Genomic DNA, 16,624 nt, shown 5'->3' with positions numbered 1-16,624 from the left:
TTAGATTTGAATATTTTTACTTTATCCGCTCAAAGCCTTGTTCTAAATCAGCAATTAAATCCTCAACTGCTTCTAAACCAACATGAATACGAATTAATGTGCCAGTTAGTTTACGCTCAATGGCTGGGCGAATTCGAGCGATTTCCTCGGGTTGGTTAGCAAGAATAAGGGATTCAAATCCTCCCCAAGAGTATGCCATTGAAAATAGCTCAAAATGTTCTAAGAAATTAGCTAATTTTTCTTGCGAGAGTTTTTCGCAAAGCTCAAACGAAAATAGACCGCTTGATCCAGTAAAATCGCGTTTGAAAAATTCATTACCTGGGCAACTTTCAAGAGCAGGGTGATAAACTGCTTTTACTTCAGGGCGTTGAGCTAACCAATTTGCGATTGCAATACTGCTTGCTTCGTGTTGGCTCAAGCGAATACCTAAAGTGCGTAAGCCACGAGCGGTGGTATAGGCAGAATCGGCATCAATCATTTGTCCCATTAAGTAAGAACCTTCACGCAATCTATCCCAACAACGGGTGTTAGACACAGCTGTACCAATCATTACGTCAGAGTGTCCGACTAAGTATTTTGTGCCAGCTTGAATCGAAATATCAATGCCATATTCTAAGGCAGGAAATAGTACGCCTGCAGACCAAGTATTGTCGATCATAATTACTATTTCAGGGTTCACTTCTCGAGCCGCTTTGACTAAAGCAGGAATATCAGGTACTTCCATTGTAAGCGAACTTGGCGATTCTAAAAAAAGTATTTTAGTATTAGATTGAACAACGTCTTTTAAGCCTTCTCCGACCATTGGATCATAATAAGTTGTTGAAACGCCCATACGTTTGAGTACCACGTTACAGAAATCTTGTGTCGGCTCATAAGCCGCCCCTGTCATTAAAACATGATCTCCTTGTTCCACAAAAGCTAAGATGGAATTTGTCACTGCTGCTGCTCCGCAAGGGTAGAGGTAGCAACCTGTTCCACCTTCTAATTCACACATTGCTTCTTGTAGTGAAAAATGAGTGAGCGTGCCACGTCGTCCATAAAATAAAGCTCCTTTATAGCGGTTTTGGGTAGCGTATTTTTTTTCTTCTAATGTCTCAAAAACTAAGGATGAAGCACGCTGAATAACAGGATTTACCGCTCCTTGTGTATAGAGTTTTTTACGCCCTGTATGAACAAGTTTGGTAGCAAGATTTTTATGGTTAGACATTTTTTCTCCTAAATAAATAAGCGGTAAGATTTTATAAGTTTTTTGCAAAATCTTACCGCTTGTAATCCGTATTAACGGAAAATAAAACTGTTTTTTTGTCGGCTACGTTTAAATTGGCTGATTAAAACAATCACAGCAAAAATTAGATAAACTGCAAAGGTGAAAATTAACCATTGTGCCATTGAAAAACCAAACATTTCCCATTGGCTTTGGCTACAATTTACTGCACCAGGTGAAAACACTTCCGGTAGCCATTTATCAAGCGGTAATGTTTGCGGGAAATCAACTTTAAACTCGCATTGATTCCAAGGCGAAGGATTAACTTGATAATCGTGATGTTTAAGTGCCAATGTTAAGCCTTTAAAGGCACTCCCCAGCCAAATTAAAATTGCCAACCAGCGAAGAACACTGTAGCGGTTGCCAATAAAACCTAAAATACTTGCAAATAAAATACCAAATAAAGCAACACGTTCATAAATACACATTACGCAGGGTACTAAGCCCATTCCGTGTTGAAAGTATAGAGCGACACCTTCTAGCACAATACAGCTTAATACCAGAAAAAACCACGCACTACGAGAGAGTGATAGATTTTTAAAATAATGGAGCATAATGATTCCTTATATTTATGAAATTCTTTCATTCTACCTTATTTGGTATAGCTTATCTATATTAGATTAGCGTGTAACAATCCAGCCCCAATTTAGCATCAATTCAGTCATTGGTGGCAGTAAAAATTCTAATGCGAAGAAACCAACAATAGAGAGTACAATAGTGTAAGGTAATGCCATATAAACCATTCTACCGTAAGAGAGCTTGATTAACGGAGCGAATGAAGATGTTAATAGGAACAAGAAAGCAGCTTGCCCGTTCGGTGTTGCAACAGAAGGCAAGTTTGTTCCTGTGTTGATAGCAACTGCGAGTAGATCAAATTGAGATCGTTCTACAATTCCTGACGTCAATGCTGTTTTGGCTTCATTAATATAAACTGTACCTACAAATACATTATCGGAAATCATTGATAATAAACCGTTGAAGATATAGAACAATGAAAGTTGAGAATGTGGTTCAGCAGATAATACAAATGAAATAATCGGTTCGAATAATTTCAAATCAATAATGACGGCCACGATAGAGAAAAATACAATGAGTAATGCAGTAAATGGCATAGATTCTTGGAATGCTTTACCTAAGGCATGTTCATCGGTAATACCACAGAATGCAGTACAGATGATAATGATGGTTAAACCGATAATACCTACATCAGCCAGATGTAATGCCAAACCAATAACTAACCAAATACCTGCAATGGCTTGTACGATCATTTTTAACTTATCTTGTTTAGTCATTTTTTGCTCTTTTAGTTGATTATAACGAGCAAGCACAACCCATACACGGCGAGGCAGTCTATCGCCATAACCGAATAATTTGTACTTTTCAACAATAAAACAAGTTGCAATACCGCAAATTAACACAGGCAAGCTAACAGGTAAAACGCGTAATAAGAATTCAATAAATCCCCATTCAGCTTGTGAGGCAATAATTAAGTTTTGCGGCTCACCTACCATTGTCATTACACCACCAAGAGCAGAACCAATCCCAGCGTGCATTAATAAACTTCTTAAAAAACCACGAAATTGTTCTAAAATTTCTTTACGAGTGAGAATTTTATCATCATTGGTGATATCAGTTGAATCTTCAAAACTATTCCCTGATGCAACTTTGTGGTATACCCCGTAAAATCCTGTTCCTACACTAATAATAACTGCAATAACTGTTAATGCATCAAGGAAAGCAGATAAGAATGCAGCACTTAGGCAGAAAGCAAGGGAAAGAATTTTTTTAGAATGGATAGCAACGAGAAGTTTGGTAAAAATATAAAGCAGGAGTTGCTTCATAAAATAGATCCCAGCCACCATAAACATCAGAAGTAAAATAACATCAAAATTTGCAATAATTTCGTGTTTAATATGATGGGGGCTAGTCATTCCGATAACCACAGCCTCGATGGCAAGCAAGCCCCCCGGCTGCAAAGGATAACATTTCAACGCCATTGCCAAGGTAAAAATAAATTCGGCAACTAGAAACCAACCTGCTACGAAAGGACTAATAAAGAAGTAAACAAGAGGATTAATAATTAAAAATGCCAAAATACAGAGTTTGTACCATTCAGGGCTTTTCCCTAAGAAACTTTTAAAAAGAGCATCAATATTACTCATAAAAAACCTCAAAATTGAAAATGATATTGCAATTGTAATATAGTTTAGATTAAAGGATAATAGGATAACTCATTTTTTATTTACAATAATTGATCATAAATAAAAACAGTGTATTTAAACATAATATTTTAATTTTATTAGGGGGAGCTAATGGAAAACAACGGCATTTTAAAAGCACAAAGCCCAGCAGCATTAGCGGAAGAATATATAGTAAAAAGCATTTGGAATAATTACTTCCCTGCGGGATCTGATCTTCCCGCTGAACGCGAACTGGCTGAGCGTATTGGTGTTACTAGAACAACATTAAGGGAAGTGCTACAACGTTTAGCTCGTGAAGGCTGGTTAAGCATTCAGCACGGCAAGCCTACTAGGGTAAATGATATTTGGGAAACAGCAGGACCGAATATCATCAGCACCATTATTAAACTGGATAAAAACTATTTGTCCGTTGTGATTTCAAACGTAGTTTCACTCAGAACTCGTATGGCAGAGGCTTATATTCCTGAGGCCGTCAGACTTGCTCCTGAAGAAAGTGCTAAACTTTTTGACGAATTAGATAATTTAGAAAATACTGCAACAGCTTATGCAGAATTTGATTATAAATTGTTCAGAAAGTTTACCTTTTTAGCAAATAAACCTGTTTATGCCTTGATTTTGAACAGCTTCAAATCTATGTATCATCAAGTGGCAAAAATATTTTTTAATGATCTGAATAACCGTCAATTAACCTTAAATTTTTACCACACGCTATTGGCAGCCTGTATTGCAAAAGATAGCGAAAAAGCGACCGCTTGTATGGAGAAGCACCGCCAATCGAGTGGTGAAATTTGGAAGAAATTATCCGCAAATATTCCCGAAAGTTTCGGCGAACTTTAAGAAGGTAACGCTTTGAACGAAATTATTTTTAGTTTAGAACCTCAGGACAACGCACGTCTGCAATCGCTTTGCGGTGCGTTTGACGAGCATTTAGCTCTTATCGAAAAAAGTTTCAACTTAGTTATTTCCCGTCAAGGGTTTAACTTTACCATTCAATCCGCAGACGAAAACCATTACTCTGCCAGTCTTATTCAAAATAGTGTAAAGCTAATCAAGCAGCTCTATAACGAAACTGCACCGATTAAAGGCAAAATCAAAGAGTTAGATTTAGAAGATGTACATCTAGCTATTCAAGAAAGCCGAATGTTATTGCAAAATCAGTGGCAAGCTGGCACACAAGGCGATATTGCAATCAAAACTAAACGAGGTGTAATTAAGCCTCGAGGAGAGCATCAACAAGCTTACCTTCGCAATATTTTAAGCCACGATATCAGTTTTGGTGTTGGACCGGCAGGTACAGGAAAAACCTTTTTAGCGGTAGCAGCTGCGGTGGAATCACTTGAGCGACAAGAGATCCGCAGAATTTTGCTAACCCGCCCGGCGGTTGAGGCAGGGGAGAAGCTTGGCTTTTTACCTGGTGATTTAGGACAGAAAATTGAACCTTATTTACGTCCATTATATGACGCTCTTTTTGAAATGCTTGGTTTTGAAAAGGCCCAAAAATTGATGGAGCGTGGTGTAATTGAAATTGCTCCACTTGCCTACATGCGTGGGCGAACATTAAATGATGCGTTTATCATTTTAGATGAAAGCCAAAACACCACAACAGAACAGATGAAAATGTTCTTAACCCGCATTGGTTTTAACTCTAAAGCCGTGATTACGGGTGATGTTACCCAAGTGGATTTGCCACGCCACCAAAAATCGGGCTTAAAGCACGCAATGGAAGTGCTAAAAGATGTACCTGAACTTAGCTTCAACTTTTTCGACAGTAAAGATATTGTCCGCCACCCCGTGGTAGCCAAAATTGTTCAAGCCTATGATGCTTGGGAGGCGATTGATGAAGAAAGACGAGAGCAGAAAAAACTGGAAAAACTCGCCTTAGAGCAAGAAAAAATTCTAGCTCAGGCTGAATTGTTATGATGACAAGCGGTCAAATTTTCCTAAAATTTTGCAAATTGCAAAAAATCGAGAAAATCTGACCGCTTGTTTAGCCTTAAACGTCACAAAAAAGCGGGAATTGAACTCCCGCTTTTTGTTTTTATCACTGAATTATAAAATCTCTTTCGCTGTTGCAACTACGTTTTCAACAGTAAAGCCGAATAGTTTGAATAATTGGTCCGCTGGAGCTGATTCACCGAAACTATTCATACCAACCACTTTGCCTTCAAAGCCAACGTATTTATACCAGAAGTCTGCAATTTGTGCTTCGATTGCAACACGTTTTGTTACTGAACGTGGTAATACAGACTCGCGGTATGCTTCATCTTGTTTATCAAACACATTGGTGCTTGGCATTGAAACAACACGAACTTTAACACCTTCGCCGTCTAATACATCTGCGGCCTTCATTGCTAAATCGACTTCAGAACCTGTCGCAATTAAGATTAAGTCTGGGCAAGTACCTTTTTCACAGCAATCACGCAAGATATAACCACCACGAGCCACATTTGCTAATTGTTCTGCAGTACGAGCTTGTTGAGCTAAGTTTTGGCGAGTGAAGATCAACGCTGTTGGGCCTTCTTTACGTTCAACTGCTGCTTTCCACGCTATCGCAGATTCTACTTGGTCTGCCGGTCTCCATGTTTCTAGGTTTGGAATTAAGCGTAATGAAGCAGTTTGTTCTACAGGTTGGTGTGTAGGACCATCTTCGCCTAAACCGATTGAGTCGTGAGTGTAAACGAATAATACACGTTGTTTCATTAATGCCGCCATGCGCACCGCATTGTGAGCATATTCATAGAACATTAAGAACGTTGCACCGTAAGGAATGAAACCGCCGTGTAAGGCAATACCGTTCATAATTGCAGACATACCAAACTCACGCACACCGTAGTTGATGTAGTTACCATCTACATTATGATCTGCACGAATTGGTTTTGAGCCAGACCATAAAGTTAAATTAGAACCTGCAAGGTCTGCTGAACCACCTAAAAATTCAGGTAATGATGGGGCATAAGCTTCAATCGCATTTTGAGATGCTTTACGGCTTGCAATATTTGCTGGGTTTGCTTGCAGCTTCTCAATAAATGCTTTGCTTTCTGCTTCCCAGTTTGCCGGTAAATCACCTGCCATACGGCGTTTAAATTCTGCTGCTAATTCAGGGTAAGCAGCTTCATAAGCGGCAAATTTTGCATTCCAATCTTTTTCTGCGAGTGTGCCTTTCGCTTTTGCATCCCACTCTGAATAGATTTCCGCTGGAATTTCAAATGGTGCATATTCCCAGTTAAGAGCTTGGCGAGTTAAGGTGATTTCATCATTACCTAATGGTGCGCCATGGCAATCGTGAGAAGCTGATTTATTTGGTGAGCCGTAACCAATAATTGTTTTACAGATGATTAGGGTAGGGCGTTCAGTTTCAGCTTGTGCATTTTCAATCGCAAATTTAATTTGTTCTGCATTGTGCCCATCAACATTACGGATTACTTGCCAACCGTAAGCTTCAAAGCGTTGTGCTGTATCATCAGTAAACCAACCATCAACGTGACCATCAATAGAAATATTGTTGTCATCATAGAACGCAATTAATTTACCTAAACCTAATGTCCCGGCTAACGAGCAAGCTTCGTGAGAAATACCTTCCATTAAGCAACCATCACCTAAAAATGCATAGGTGTAGTGATCAACAATGTTATGACCTTCACGGTTAAATTGTGCGGCAAGTGTTTTTTCTGCAATTGCCATACCTACAGCGTTAGTAATGCCTTGACCTAAAGGACCTGTTGTGGTCTCAACGCCCGGTGCATAGCCATATTCTGGGTGTCCAGGCGTTTTAGAATGTAATTGACGGAATTGCTTTAAATCTTCGATAGAAAGATCGTAGCCAGTTAAATGTAACAAGCTATAAATTAACATTGAGCCGTGCCCATTTGACAGAACAAAACGGTCACGATCTGCCCATTTCGGATTGGTTGGGTTGTGTTTTAGAAAATCACGCCATAAAACTTCAGCGATGTCCGCCATACCCATAGGGGCACCCGGGTGACCTGAATTCGCTTTTTGTACCGCATCCATACTTAAAAAACGGATTGCATTCGCAAGGACTTTACGTTCTGCCATTGTTTTACTCCTAGTGAAAAATGTTGTATATAGAAGAAAGTGTAAGGCTTTCGATTCTACACTATTTTCTAAAAAAAACTCAAAAAATCTCAATTAAAAATGTGATCTATTTCACAAAAATTTGATTATTATTTGATTTTTTGTGATTCATTTTGATTTTAAATGAGTTTTTACTTAATAAATTCTGTGAAATGCCTAAGAAAGTATTTTGTAGTTGATCTTGATACTAAATTTCTTTAGAATACGCACTCTTTTTAGGCGTTGGGCAGCTGCTCAACATTTTATTAATCACATATGGTACTTGTTCGGAATAGCCCCAAAATGGAAGGCTCGGCAAGTGGCGATATGGTCTCGTTAGAGGTTCTCTATAATGAAACAAGGTATTCACCCAGAATATAAAGAAATTACGGCAACTTGTTCTTGCGGTAATGTCGTAAAAACTCGCTCAACAGTGGGTAAAGATTTAAACTTAGACGTGTGTGGTAACTGCCACCCATTCTATACTGGTAAACAACGTGTTGTTGATACCGGTGGCCGTGTAGAACGTTTCAACAAACGTTTCAGCATTCCAAGCTCAAAATAATTTAATTATTGCAAACTCCGCAAATGCGGGGTTTTGTTTTTTTAGATTACAAGCGGTTTATTTTTCTGAAAGTTTTGCAAATTGGCTATTTAACCATTTTGCAGCTTCTACTAGAGGAAAATCTGATGTGTTATTATTATTTTCCGTCCATTTATTTGACACGACCATAAAAGTTTCAGTCCCTTTTTTAGGTTTAGGGTACCAGCGTGCGATATTAGCTGTATGGTTAGCATAGAAGGAGAGTAGTCTTTTGCCTAAGGCGCAAGAAATATGTACTCCCCCACCATCAACTGCAATGACAAGATCAGCCGAATTAACTAATGCACAATAACCTAAAATATCGTTTTGGGGAGCTAAACTGACTTGAAAAGGAACTTCAAGTTTAGCTAAATATTCTTCACTGTTTGTTGTATTAGTCAATACACAACTAATATTTTCCCAATATTCACTATCAATCATGGATAATAAAGTAGACAGTTCTTCGGTTGGAATTTCTCGCATGCTGCCTTGCGGATTGAGTAGTAACTTGATTTTTGATTGATGCCATACTGCTTCAACGCTATCGTACTTTTCGTATGGTATGTCTAAATTATAATTAATTTGATTTTTTTCTAAAAAAGAAGAAAAAACAGAGTAATTTAAATAATCAGCAAAATGAATTTGATTTGGGAATTCGGTAGTGAAATCATAATTTTTTACAGAGTCTAAATTGTAAACCTGCTTTTGCTTTTTTCCAAAGTTAATAATAAATTTAGGGTTTAAGATTTTATCTAAAACAATACTTTTGGTTGTGAAGGTAGGCTGGAAATCTAAATAAAGATCCCATTTATTACGTTGTGATAAATAAGTAGAAGCTTTATCTTCAAAAATAAAATCCACTACACTAGCCTGAGAAAAAAGTTGCTGATTACGCTTTGTAACTAAAACAGCAATTTGGACATTAGGAAGAGCCCGCTTAATCTGTTCTAAGTGTGAAATATGGACTACCGCATCGCCAATAGCATCTCCAATAGGTTTAAGTAAAACGGATTCAATTTTAGTAAAATCGAAGGCTTTTTTATCTTTTTTTGTACCAAAAAGTTTTATAACTAAAGATTTCATCTCTATAATAAGGCTAATTGTAAGTAATGATGATTATAGTATGTAAAAATGAGTATTAAAGCAACGTTAAGAAAAGTAAGATTAGCACTTGGGAAAGTCATTTTAGATAGAAAAAATACTAGCCGAGTATTACAGCAACTCCCTCAAAAAATTCTATTCCTTCGTCACGATGGAAAAATTGGTGATTATATTGTCAGTTCCTTTGTTTTTCGTGAAATTAAAAAGCACTCCCCACATACAAAAATAGGAGTTGTTTGTTCGCGGAAAAATCACTATTTATTTGAGAATAATCCTTACATCGATAGTCTTTATTTTGTTAAGACTAAAAGTATTCCTGATTATATTCGTTGTGGTCGAGAATTAGCCAAAGAGCAATATGATGTTGTGATTGATCCAACAGTAACTTTACGCAATCGTGATTTATTATTCCTGCGAATGATTTCTGCTAAACACTATGTAGGTTATCAGAAGCAAGACTATCATTTATTTGATTTAAATGTGGCTGATAGAAAGCAGCATTTCTCTGAAATTTACCGAGATGCTTTATCTTTGGTTGGATTTGGTAACATTAATACCAATTACGATGTTCCATTAAATCAAGTTAGTCAGCAATCTGTAACAGATTATTTATCTGAGCATCAGATAAATAATTACATTGCTTTAAACCTTTTTGGTGCTGGTTCGGCAAGGAAATTTAGTGATGAGCAGATAAGTAACTTATTAAATTACTTAACACAAAATAGCCATAAGCCTATCATACTACTCACTTTTCCTGAAGTTACAGAAAAATTAGCTAATTTAGCAAAACGGTATAAGCATGTCTTTGTATATGAAAAAACAAAAACAGTTTTTGACTCAATTGAGCTAATTCGTTTTGCTGATTTATTAATCTCCCCTGATACTTCAACAGTGCATATTGCAGCAGGGCTTCATAAAAAAATCATTGCGTTTTATAGTAGTGATGAACAAAATTTTATACATTGGCATCCTAATAATCAGGAAAAAACGCATATTCTTCACTTTAAAAAGAGTGTAAATGAACTAAATTTTGCTGATATTAACCCCGAATGGCTAAAATAATATGGAATTCCAAAGCCTAAAACTGTTTCTGGATATTGTCCAAACTCGAAGTTTTATTCGTAGTGCGGAAAAAAATTATATGACGGCTTCAACCCTTACTCGCCATATTCAGCGTATGGAAGAAGAAGTGGGGCGGCCGCTATTTTTGCGGGATAATAGACAGGTTCATCTTACTGAAGTAGGGGAAAAGTTCTTAGAATTTGCTCAGCAAGGTTGGGCACAATGGCTGCAACTTCAACGCCAAATTGCGCCTACTCAAGGCGAACTAGAAGGCGAATTGAAAGTGTTTTGTTCTGTGACGGCTTCTTATAGCCATTTACCGCTGATACTATCACGCTTTAGGCAAAAATATCCGAAAGTGGATATTAAACTCACTACAGGCGATCCCGCACAAGCCCTACAGGAAATACAATCATTTTCGGCAGATATTTCTATTGCAGGAAAACCAGAACTTTTGCCTAATAATGTGCTGTTTCACTACATTGATGATATAAATTTATCTATCATAGCTCCTCGTGTAGCTTGTCAAGCTACTCAATTTTTACAGCAATCTCCTATTGATTGGAAAAATGTGCCTTTTATTTTGCCGGTAAATGGTCCTGTTAGAAAACGTATAGATCGCTGGTTTAAAGAGCAAAAGATTAAAGAACCTAGAATTTATGCAACAGTGAGCGGGCACGAGGCGATATTGCCGATGGTAGCGATGGGATTTGGAGTTGCTTTATTGCCTGATGTTGTCATCAAACATAGCCCAATGAATAACCAAGTTTCATATTTAAATTTGCTGTCACCAATTACCCCTTTTGAGCTGGGTGTTTGTGTTCAGCAAAAACGTTTACAAGAACCAGTTATTAAGGCATTTTGGGAGTTATTATCTATTTCAGAATAAAACAAGCGGTTATTTTTTTACTAGAATTTGCAAAATTCTCTTCCAAAATAACCGCTTGTATTTAGTTAAGTTAAGCGTTTGCCAAAATAACAGCACGTTTTGGAGCAGGGTAGCCTTCAATGGTTTTGCTGTGATCGTTTGGATCTAAGAAATCCACCAAACTTTCATTTTCCAACCAGTCAGTTTTGCGTTGCTCTTCCTGCGTTGTGATGGCTTCATCCACACAACGCACGTTTTTAAAGCCGACTTTCTCCAGCCAGTTAATCAGAGCAGGAACAGACGGAATAAAATAGACATTCTTCATTTTAGCGTAGCGATCTGCAGGGACTAACACATCATTGACATCACCATCAATCACTAAGGTTTCTAGTACCAGCTCGCCCCCTTTGACTAATTGAGCCTTGAGTTGAGAAAGGTGATCGAGTGGTGATTTACGGTGATACAGCACGCCCATTGAAAAGACGGTATTAAAAGCTGCAAGAGGTTGCATTTGCTCAATACCCAAAGGGATTAGATTTGCACGGCGGTCATTGCCGAGCAGTTTTCTTACTGCTTCAAACTGGCAGAGAAACAGCTCGGTAGGGTCGATCCCCACTACTATTTTTGCCCCTTCGCCTACCATTCGCCACATATGATAGCCGCTGCCACAGCCAACATCTAAAATGGTTTTTCCTTCAAGCGGAGATAAGTGAGGTAACACACGATCCCATTTAAAATCAGAACGCCATTCGGTATCAATATGGATACCGTGCAAGTGGTATGGACCTTTACGCCACGGCATTAGTTGTTTTAAGTGATGGGTAATTTGTTTGATTTCGCCCTCAGAAAGCGGAGCTGTTGGAATGGATTCCACCTTATCTTTTAGGTTAATACAAGCGGTCGAATTTGGTAAAAAATCTGCAACTTTTGCCCATTTGACATAATCAGCGTGTGTGGTTTTTTCCCATTGTTTTAATTGCAGCGGTAAGGTTTCAAGCCAAGCAGAAAGGGAAGTTGTAGCAATTTGTTGATAAAAGGGACGGAAGTCGATCATATATTCAGGGATTTTAATAATAAAATATTGAATTTTGTAAGGGCGAATCTAAGTATCCGCCCCACAAATTAAATTGGATTATCTCGCAATCGGATTAACTTTTGCTTTCTGTACTTTGCGGTAAGCGTTGAGTAATTTCTGATGAGCGATCATATTTTCAAGCGTTTCGTCAGAAGCGGTTAAACCGTGGAACGGATTACCGCCTTGCACCGCATTCCATGCAAATTCTACCGCTTCTTCGCCGTACATTTTCTCGAATACAGAACGGTATTGAGTCGGCTCACGGTTTTCATCAAGGAATAACTCAATGGTACTGATTAAACAGCGGTAGTAGTTGTTGCGTTCTGCGGTGAACACGCTTGCGTTCATATTTGCCGTCCAGTTCGCCCAATCTAATGCTTGCTCTAAGTTGCCGAGAGCTAAGTGAAGCATCGATTTCAACTCACCGATACGCAAGGTTTGCATTGCTGAGCCTTTTTCTGCTACTACGCCGATAAATTCACGTACACGAGTTAAATCATCAATGCTTTGCTCGTCTAATTCATCAAGCAATTCTTGATAAGTTTCCGCATCGTGGTGGAAGTGTGGCAGATCCAACAAGATTTCACGCCAATCTAAGCCCATATTGTTGTTAGCGTAGATGAGATCATCGCTTGGGTAAATGTTCGACATTCCCGGGGCTAAAATACGACACGCATACACACCTAAATGCTCATAATCCATAATATAAACCGGCTGATTGTGCTTGTTGAAAATCGCCATCATATTGCTAAATTCTTGCTCGGTTGTACCGGAGAAATCCCAATGCACGAACGGATAATCCGCATCACGTTTGAAAAGATCCCAAGAAATCAGACCGCTTGAGTCGATAAAGTGGGTTTCCATATTGGCGTGATCTGCCACATCTTCATTGTTGAAAGATGGCGGAGCAAACACATCTAAATCTTTGAGGCTACGACCTTGCAGAAGCTCGGTAACGGTACGCTCGAACGCCACTTGGAAGTTCGGATGAGCACCGAAAGAGGCAAAGCAAGTGCCGTTTTGCGGGTTGAGCAAAATCACACAAATCACTGGGAATTCGCCGCCTAATGAGGCATCGTAGCAAAGAATCGGGAAGCCCTCTTGCTCTAATTTTTCGATAGACGCCTTAATGGTTGGATAGCGATCAATCACTTCTTGCGGAATTTCAGGCAAGCTGATTGCTTCAGTGATAATGCGATGTTTCACGAAACGCTCGAACACTTCGGATAATCCTTGCACACGAGCTTCATTTTTGGTGTTACCTGCCGACATACCGTTTGACACGAACAAGTTGGCGATAATGCTTTGTGGAATATAAACGGTTTCGTTGTCTGATTGACGAACGTAAGGTAAAGTGACGATTCCACGATCATAGTTTCCTGATTGCAAATCAACCAATAATTCAGGGGTAAGTTCGCCATTCGGATCGAAATATTCCCAAAGGAAATCGTCCATCATTTCCGGTGGAGGCACATCTTCATCTTCAATCGGGAACCATTTTTCGGTTGGGTAATGCACAAAATCGCCGTTCGCAATTTCTTGACCTAAATAAAAATCTGCCCAGAAATAGTTGGTTGATAAACGCTCGAAATACTCACCTAATGCAGAAGCAAGCGCTGCTTTTTTGCTTGCGCCTTTACCATTTGAGAAACACTGCGGACAATCCGCATCACGAATATGCACCGACCACACATTCGGTACAGGATTTAACCAAGACGCTTCTTCAATGTTAAAACCTAAGGTTTTTAATTTATGCTGAAAGGTCGCAATGCTGTCTTCAAGTGCAGCATCTTTACCGGTAATAAAAGTTTGTTCTGACATTATAATACCTTTAATTTGTCGTAAAAATGGCAACATTCTAGCAAAAATCCCCATAGATAAGTAAATTTTTTGTGAAATTTCTGCTGAAAGAACAGAGTTCACAACTTAGAAAAAATGATTACAAGCGGTCAAATTTTACTTGAATTTTGCAAGTGAAATTTGTGTTTGATTTAGATTAAGAAAATATTATCTAGGATATATACAGAATAAAAGGTTAGAGGTAGTATTGCTGTGTTAGGAAGGAAATATTGAAGGTATAAAATGGAAGAACATACTATTCAGTCTTTTTATGCCCATTCGGGGAAGCTTTCAGATCATTCAGATTGGCAAACTTTACTCAGCCACGCCAATAATGTTGGCTTGCTTGCCGCCGAATTTGCTGCGCCGTTTGCTTCACAAGAAATTGCTCGCTGCACGGGGCTATTGCACGATTTGGGCAAATATAGTGAACGTTATCAAAAGCGTTTACATGGCGGAGAACGGGTAAATCACTCTACTGCCGGTGCAAAAATTGCAGTGGAACGTTGGGGGCCTCTGGGCAAAATGATGGCGTTTTGCATTGCAGGACACCACGCTGGGTTAGCAAATGGTTCTGGAGAAGGGAAAAATCGTTCTACACTCACACAACGTTTGCAAGAGCAATTTGGCTATGGTCATAAAGATCTACCGGTACTTGACGCTATTTGGCAGCAAGAACTTAATTTGCCTGAAAAATTGCCCTTACCTCCGTTAAAGCCTTCTAAAAACGAACTTTTCTTTTCTTACGCCTTTTTTATCCGAATGCTCTATTCTTGCCTTGTCGATGCGGATTTTCTTGATACGGAAGCTTTTTATGCCAATCTCGAAAAAAGACCGCTTGAACGAGGAAATTACCCCAATTTAACCGCACTCCATCAGCAATTTAATCAATTTATTGCACAGTTTAGGGAGCGAATTGCCATTCAAACACCTAATACGCAGGAAGCACAACGTAAAGCGGAAGTAAACCGCTTGCGGAGTGAAATTTTGGATTATGCCGTATCTCAAGCCAAACAGGAAACAGGCTTGTTTTCTCTGACTGTGCCAACGGGCGGTGGAAAAACCTTTACTTCAATGGCGTTTGCCCTTGAGCACGCCAAACAGCACGATCTTCGCCGAATTATTTATGTGATTCCGTTTACCAGCATTATTGAACAAAATGCTGCGGAATTTCGTAAAGCTTTTGGCGAGCTGGGAGAAGAGGCTGTATTGGAGCATCACAGCACTTTTGATCACGATAGCCTACTTGATAAATCAAGCCGAGATAAGCTGAAACTAGCATCGGAAAATTGGGATGCGCCGATTGTCGTCACCACAGCCGTACAATTCTTTGAAAGTTTGTTTGCCGACCGTTCTTCACGTTGCCGCAAATTGCACAACATCGCCGGCAGCGTGATTATTTTGGACGAAGCCCAAATGCTACCGTTGAATTTATTACGCCCAATTATGGCTGCGATTGATGAATTAGCTCGCAATTTCCAATGTTCTGTTGTGTTATGTACTGCTACACAACCGGCAATTCACCAAGCAAATGGTTTCTATAAAGGGTTTGAAAATGTGCGAGAAATTGCCCCTAATCCAACCGCACTTTTTGAAAAATTGAAACGTACTACGGTAAAACATATCGGTATTCAAACGGACGCAGAGCTGCAAAGCAAACTCACAGATAACTCACAAATGCTGATAATCGTGAATAACCGCCGTCACGCCCGAGCCTTGTATGATTCAGCGAAACATTTAGATGGGACTTATCACCTCACCACACTAATGTGTGCCAAACACCGCTCGCAAACATTAGAGGAAATCCGCCTTCGTTTAAAACAAAACTTGCCATGTCGAGTGATTGCAACTTCTTTAATTGAAGCTGGTGTTGATGTCGATTTCCCACTGGTTATGCGAGCTGAAGCGGGGCTAGATTCTGTTGCTCAAGCGGCTGGGCGTTGCAACCGAGAGGGAAAACGTTTATCTGTAGAAAGCAATGTTTGGGTTTTCCAACCTGAAGAACAGTGGAAAGCACCACCAGAGTTAGGCTTACTTTCTGGCTGTATGCGGTCAACGGTGCACATTCATGCAGAAGATCTGCTAACACCAGAGGCAATCAATCACTATTTCCAAGCAGTATATGAAGCGAAAGGAAAAGAGCTGGATAAACCCAATATTTTAAAGGCGTGTCACGATGCAGGGCAAAGCCTCAATTTCCCATTCCAAAAAATAGCTGAAGATTTCCGAATGATCACAAGCCACTTAATTCCAATGATTATCCCTTTCGACCAAGAAGCCGAAAACCTTATTGACCGCTTACGCTATGCGGATCAAGTAGGCAGTATTTTAAGAAAACTCCAGCCTTACACTGTGCAAGTACCGGAAAAAGCATTAGCCGAACTTTATCACGCAGGTAGAGTTGAAGCTATTAATGAAACCAACTTCGGTAAACAATTTTACTGCTTAATTGGAATGGATTTGTATGATGAAGTGGCGGGGTTGAGTTGGGGGAATGTGGAGTTTTTGAGAATAGAAGCACTAGTTTTATAGTCAAATATCATTTTATCTATTATTA

General features: G+C 39.1%; 13 protein-coding genes. 6 read left to right on the top strand and 7 right to left on the bottom strand.

Annotation, left to right across the window (positions count from 1 at the left end):
• Positions 1-16: 16 nt before the first annotated feature.
• The 3 genes from metC to nhaB all read right to left on the bottom strand — a co-directional run bounded on the left by metC (position 17) and on the right by nhaB (position 3,426).
• The gene (gene metC, locus A6B40_RS02995; protein WP_176671522.1) at positions 17-1,207 is read right to left on the bottom strand and encodes a cystathionine beta-lyase; all 1,191 of its coding nucleotides are present in this window, start codon (positions 1,205-1,207) and stop codon (positions 17-19) included.
• Between the two features lie 71 nt (positions 1,208-1,278).
• Positions 1,279-1,818: a disulfide bond formation protein DsbB gene (dsbB, locus tag A6B40_RS02990; RefSeq protein WP_176671521.1), complete on the bottom strand. Its 540-nt coding sequence runs from the start codon at positions 1,816-1,818 to the stop codon at positions 1,279-1,281.
• 66 nt (positions 1,819-1,884) lie between these two features.
• Complete coding sequence (nhaB, locus tag A6B40_RS02985) at positions 1,885-3,426, bottom strand: sodium/proton antiporter NhaB (RefSeq protein WP_025247944.1); 1,542 nt, start codon at positions 3,424-3,426, stop codon at positions 1,885-1,887.
• A gap of 150 nt (positions 3,427-3,576) precedes the next feature.
• Between nhaB and fadR the strand changes: the two genes are divergently transcribed.
• Positions 3,577-4,302, top strand: a complete 726-nt coding sequence (gene fadR / locus A6B40_RS02980; protein WP_176671520.1) for a fatty acid metabolism transcriptional regulator FadR — start codon at positions 3,577-3,579, stop codon at positions 4,300-4,302.
• A gap of 12 nt (positions 4,303-4,314) precedes the next feature.
• Positions 4,315-5,385, top strand: coding sequence for a PhoH family protein (locus A6B40_RS02975; RefSeq protein ID WP_176671519.1), 1,071 nt, complete (start codon positions 4,315-4,317; stop codon positions 5,383-5,385).
• A gap of 129 nt (positions 5,386-5,514) precedes the next feature.
• Here A6B40_RS02975 and tkt read toward each other — a convergent pair whose 3' ends face one another.
• The gene (gene tkt / locus A6B40_RS02970) at positions 5,515-7,521 is read right to left on the bottom strand and encodes a transketolase (protein ID WP_025342413.1); all 2,007 of its coding nucleotides are present in this window, start codon (positions 7,519-7,521) and stop codon (positions 5,515-5,517) included.
• Between the two features lie 370 nt (positions 7,522-7,891).
• On the opposite strand from tkt, the gene rpmE reads away from it, so the two are divergent.
• The gene (rpmE, locus tag A6B40_RS02965) at positions 7,892-8,104 is read left to right on the top strand and encodes a 50S ribosomal protein L31 (protein ID WP_006249284.1); all 213 of its coding nucleotides are present in this window, start codon (positions 7,892-7,894) and stop codon (positions 8,102-8,104) included.
• A gap of 57 nt (positions 8,105-8,161) precedes the next feature.
• Here the strand turns inward: rpmE and A6B40_RS02960 are convergent, their stop codons facing one another.
• A complete protein-coding gene (locus A6B40_RS02960; RefSeq protein WP_176671518.1) occupies positions 8,162-9,205 on the bottom strand; it encodes a glycosyltransferase family 9 protein in 1,044 nt (347 codons plus the stop codon).
• Between the two features lie 48 nt (positions 9,206-9,253).
• Between A6B40_RS02960 and A6B40_RS02955 the strand changes: the two genes are divergently transcribed.
• Positions 9,254-10,285, top strand: a complete 1,032-nt coding sequence (locus tag A6B40_RS02955; protein ID WP_176671517.1) for a glycosyltransferase family 9 protein — start codon at positions 9,254-9,256, stop codon at positions 10,283-10,285.
• A 1-nt stretch (position 10,286) separates the two neighbouring features.
• Positions 10,287-11,174, top strand: coding sequence for an HTH-type transcriptional activator IlvY (gene ilvY / locus A6B40_RS02950; protein ID WP_176671516.1), 888 nt, complete (start codon positions 10,287-10,289; stop codon positions 11,172-11,174).
• A gap of 70 nt (positions 11,175-11,244) precedes the next feature.
• Here ilvY and cmoB read toward each other — a convergent pair whose 3' ends face one another.
• Entirely contained in the window at positions 11,245-12,207 is a 963-nt protein-coding gene (cmoB, locus tag A6B40_RS02945) for a tRNA 5-methoxyuridine(34)/uridine 5-oxyacetic acid(34) synthase CmoB (RefSeq protein ID WP_176671515.1), read from the bottom strand.
• Between the two features lie 78 nt (positions 12,208-12,285).
• Positions 12,286-14,049: a 30S ribosomal protein S12 methylthiotransferase accessory factor YcaO gene (gene ycaO, locus A6B40_RS02940; protein WP_176671514.1), complete on the bottom strand. Its 1,764-nt coding sequence runs from the start codon at positions 14,047-14,049 to the stop codon at positions 12,286-12,288.
• A gap of 261 nt (positions 14,050-14,310) precedes the next feature.
• On the opposite strand from ycaO, the gene cas3 reads away from it, so the two are divergent.
• Positions 14,311-16,599 carry a CRISPR-associated helicase Cas3' gene (gene cas3 / locus A6B40_RS02935; RefSeq protein WP_176671513.1) on the top strand — a complete coding sequence of 763 codons (2,289 nt, stop codon included), beginning with the start codon at positions 14,311-14,313 and terminating at the stop codon, positions 16,597-16,599.
• Positions 16,600-16,624 lie beyond the last annotated feature (25 nt).

It is taken from the genome of Mannheimia varigena, assembly GCF_013377235.1.
Lineage (GTDB): Bacteria > Pseudomonadota > Gammaproteobacteria > Enterobacterales > Pasteurellaceae > Mannheimia > Mannheimia varigena.
The sequence above is the reverse complement of the archived record's forward strand: the minus strand, read 5'-3'. Positions and strand labels throughout refer to the sequence as shown.

Excerpts from the sequence above, each read along its gene's own strand:
- metC (WP_176671522.1), bottom strand. The coding sequence starts at position 1,207 with ATGTCTAACCATAAAAATCTTGCTACCAAACTTGTTCATACAGGGCGT.
- dsbB (WP_176671521.1), bottom strand. The coding sequence starts at position 1,818 with ATGCTCCATTATTTTAAAAATCTATCACTCTCTCGTAGTGCGTGGTTT.
- nhaB (WP_025247944.1), bottom strand. The coding sequence starts at position 3,426 with ATGAGTAATATTGATGCTCTTTTTAAAAGTTTCTTAGGGAAAAGCCCT.
- fadR (WP_176671520.1), top strand. The coding sequence starts at position 3,577 with ATGGAAAACAACGGCATTTTAAAAGCACAAAGCCCAGCAGCATTAGCG.
- tkt (WP_025342413.1), bottom strand. The coding sequence starts at position 7,521 with ATGGCAGAACGTAAAGTCCTTGCGAATGCAATCCGTTTTTTAAGTATG.
- rpmE (WP_006249284.1), top strand. The coding sequence starts at position 7,892 with ATGAAACAAGGTATTCACCCAGAATATAAAGAAATTACGGCAACTTGT.
- A6B40_RS02960 (WP_176671518.1), bottom strand. The coding sequence starts at position 9,205 with ATGAAATCTTTAGTTATAAAACTTTTTGGTACAAAAAAAGATAAAAAA.
- A6B40_RS02955 (WP_176671517.1), top strand. The coding sequence starts at position 9,254 with ATGAGTATTAAAGCAACGTTAAGAAAAGTAAGATTAGCACTTGGGAAA.
- ilvY (WP_176671516.1), top strand. The coding sequence starts at position 10,287 with ATGGAATTCCAAAGCCTAAAACTGTTTCTGGATATTGTCCAAACTCGA.
- cmoB (WP_176671515.1), bottom strand. The coding sequence starts at position 12,207 with ATGATCGACTTCCGTCCCTTTTATCAACAAATTGCTACAACTTCCCTT.
- ycaO (WP_176671514.1), bottom strand. The coding sequence starts at position 14,049 with ATGTCAGAACAAACTTTTATTACCGGTAAAGATGCTGCACTTGAAGAC.
- cas3 (WP_176671513.1), top strand. The coding sequence starts at position 14,311 with ATGGAAGAACATACTATTCAGTCTTTTTATGCCCATTCGGGGAAGCTT.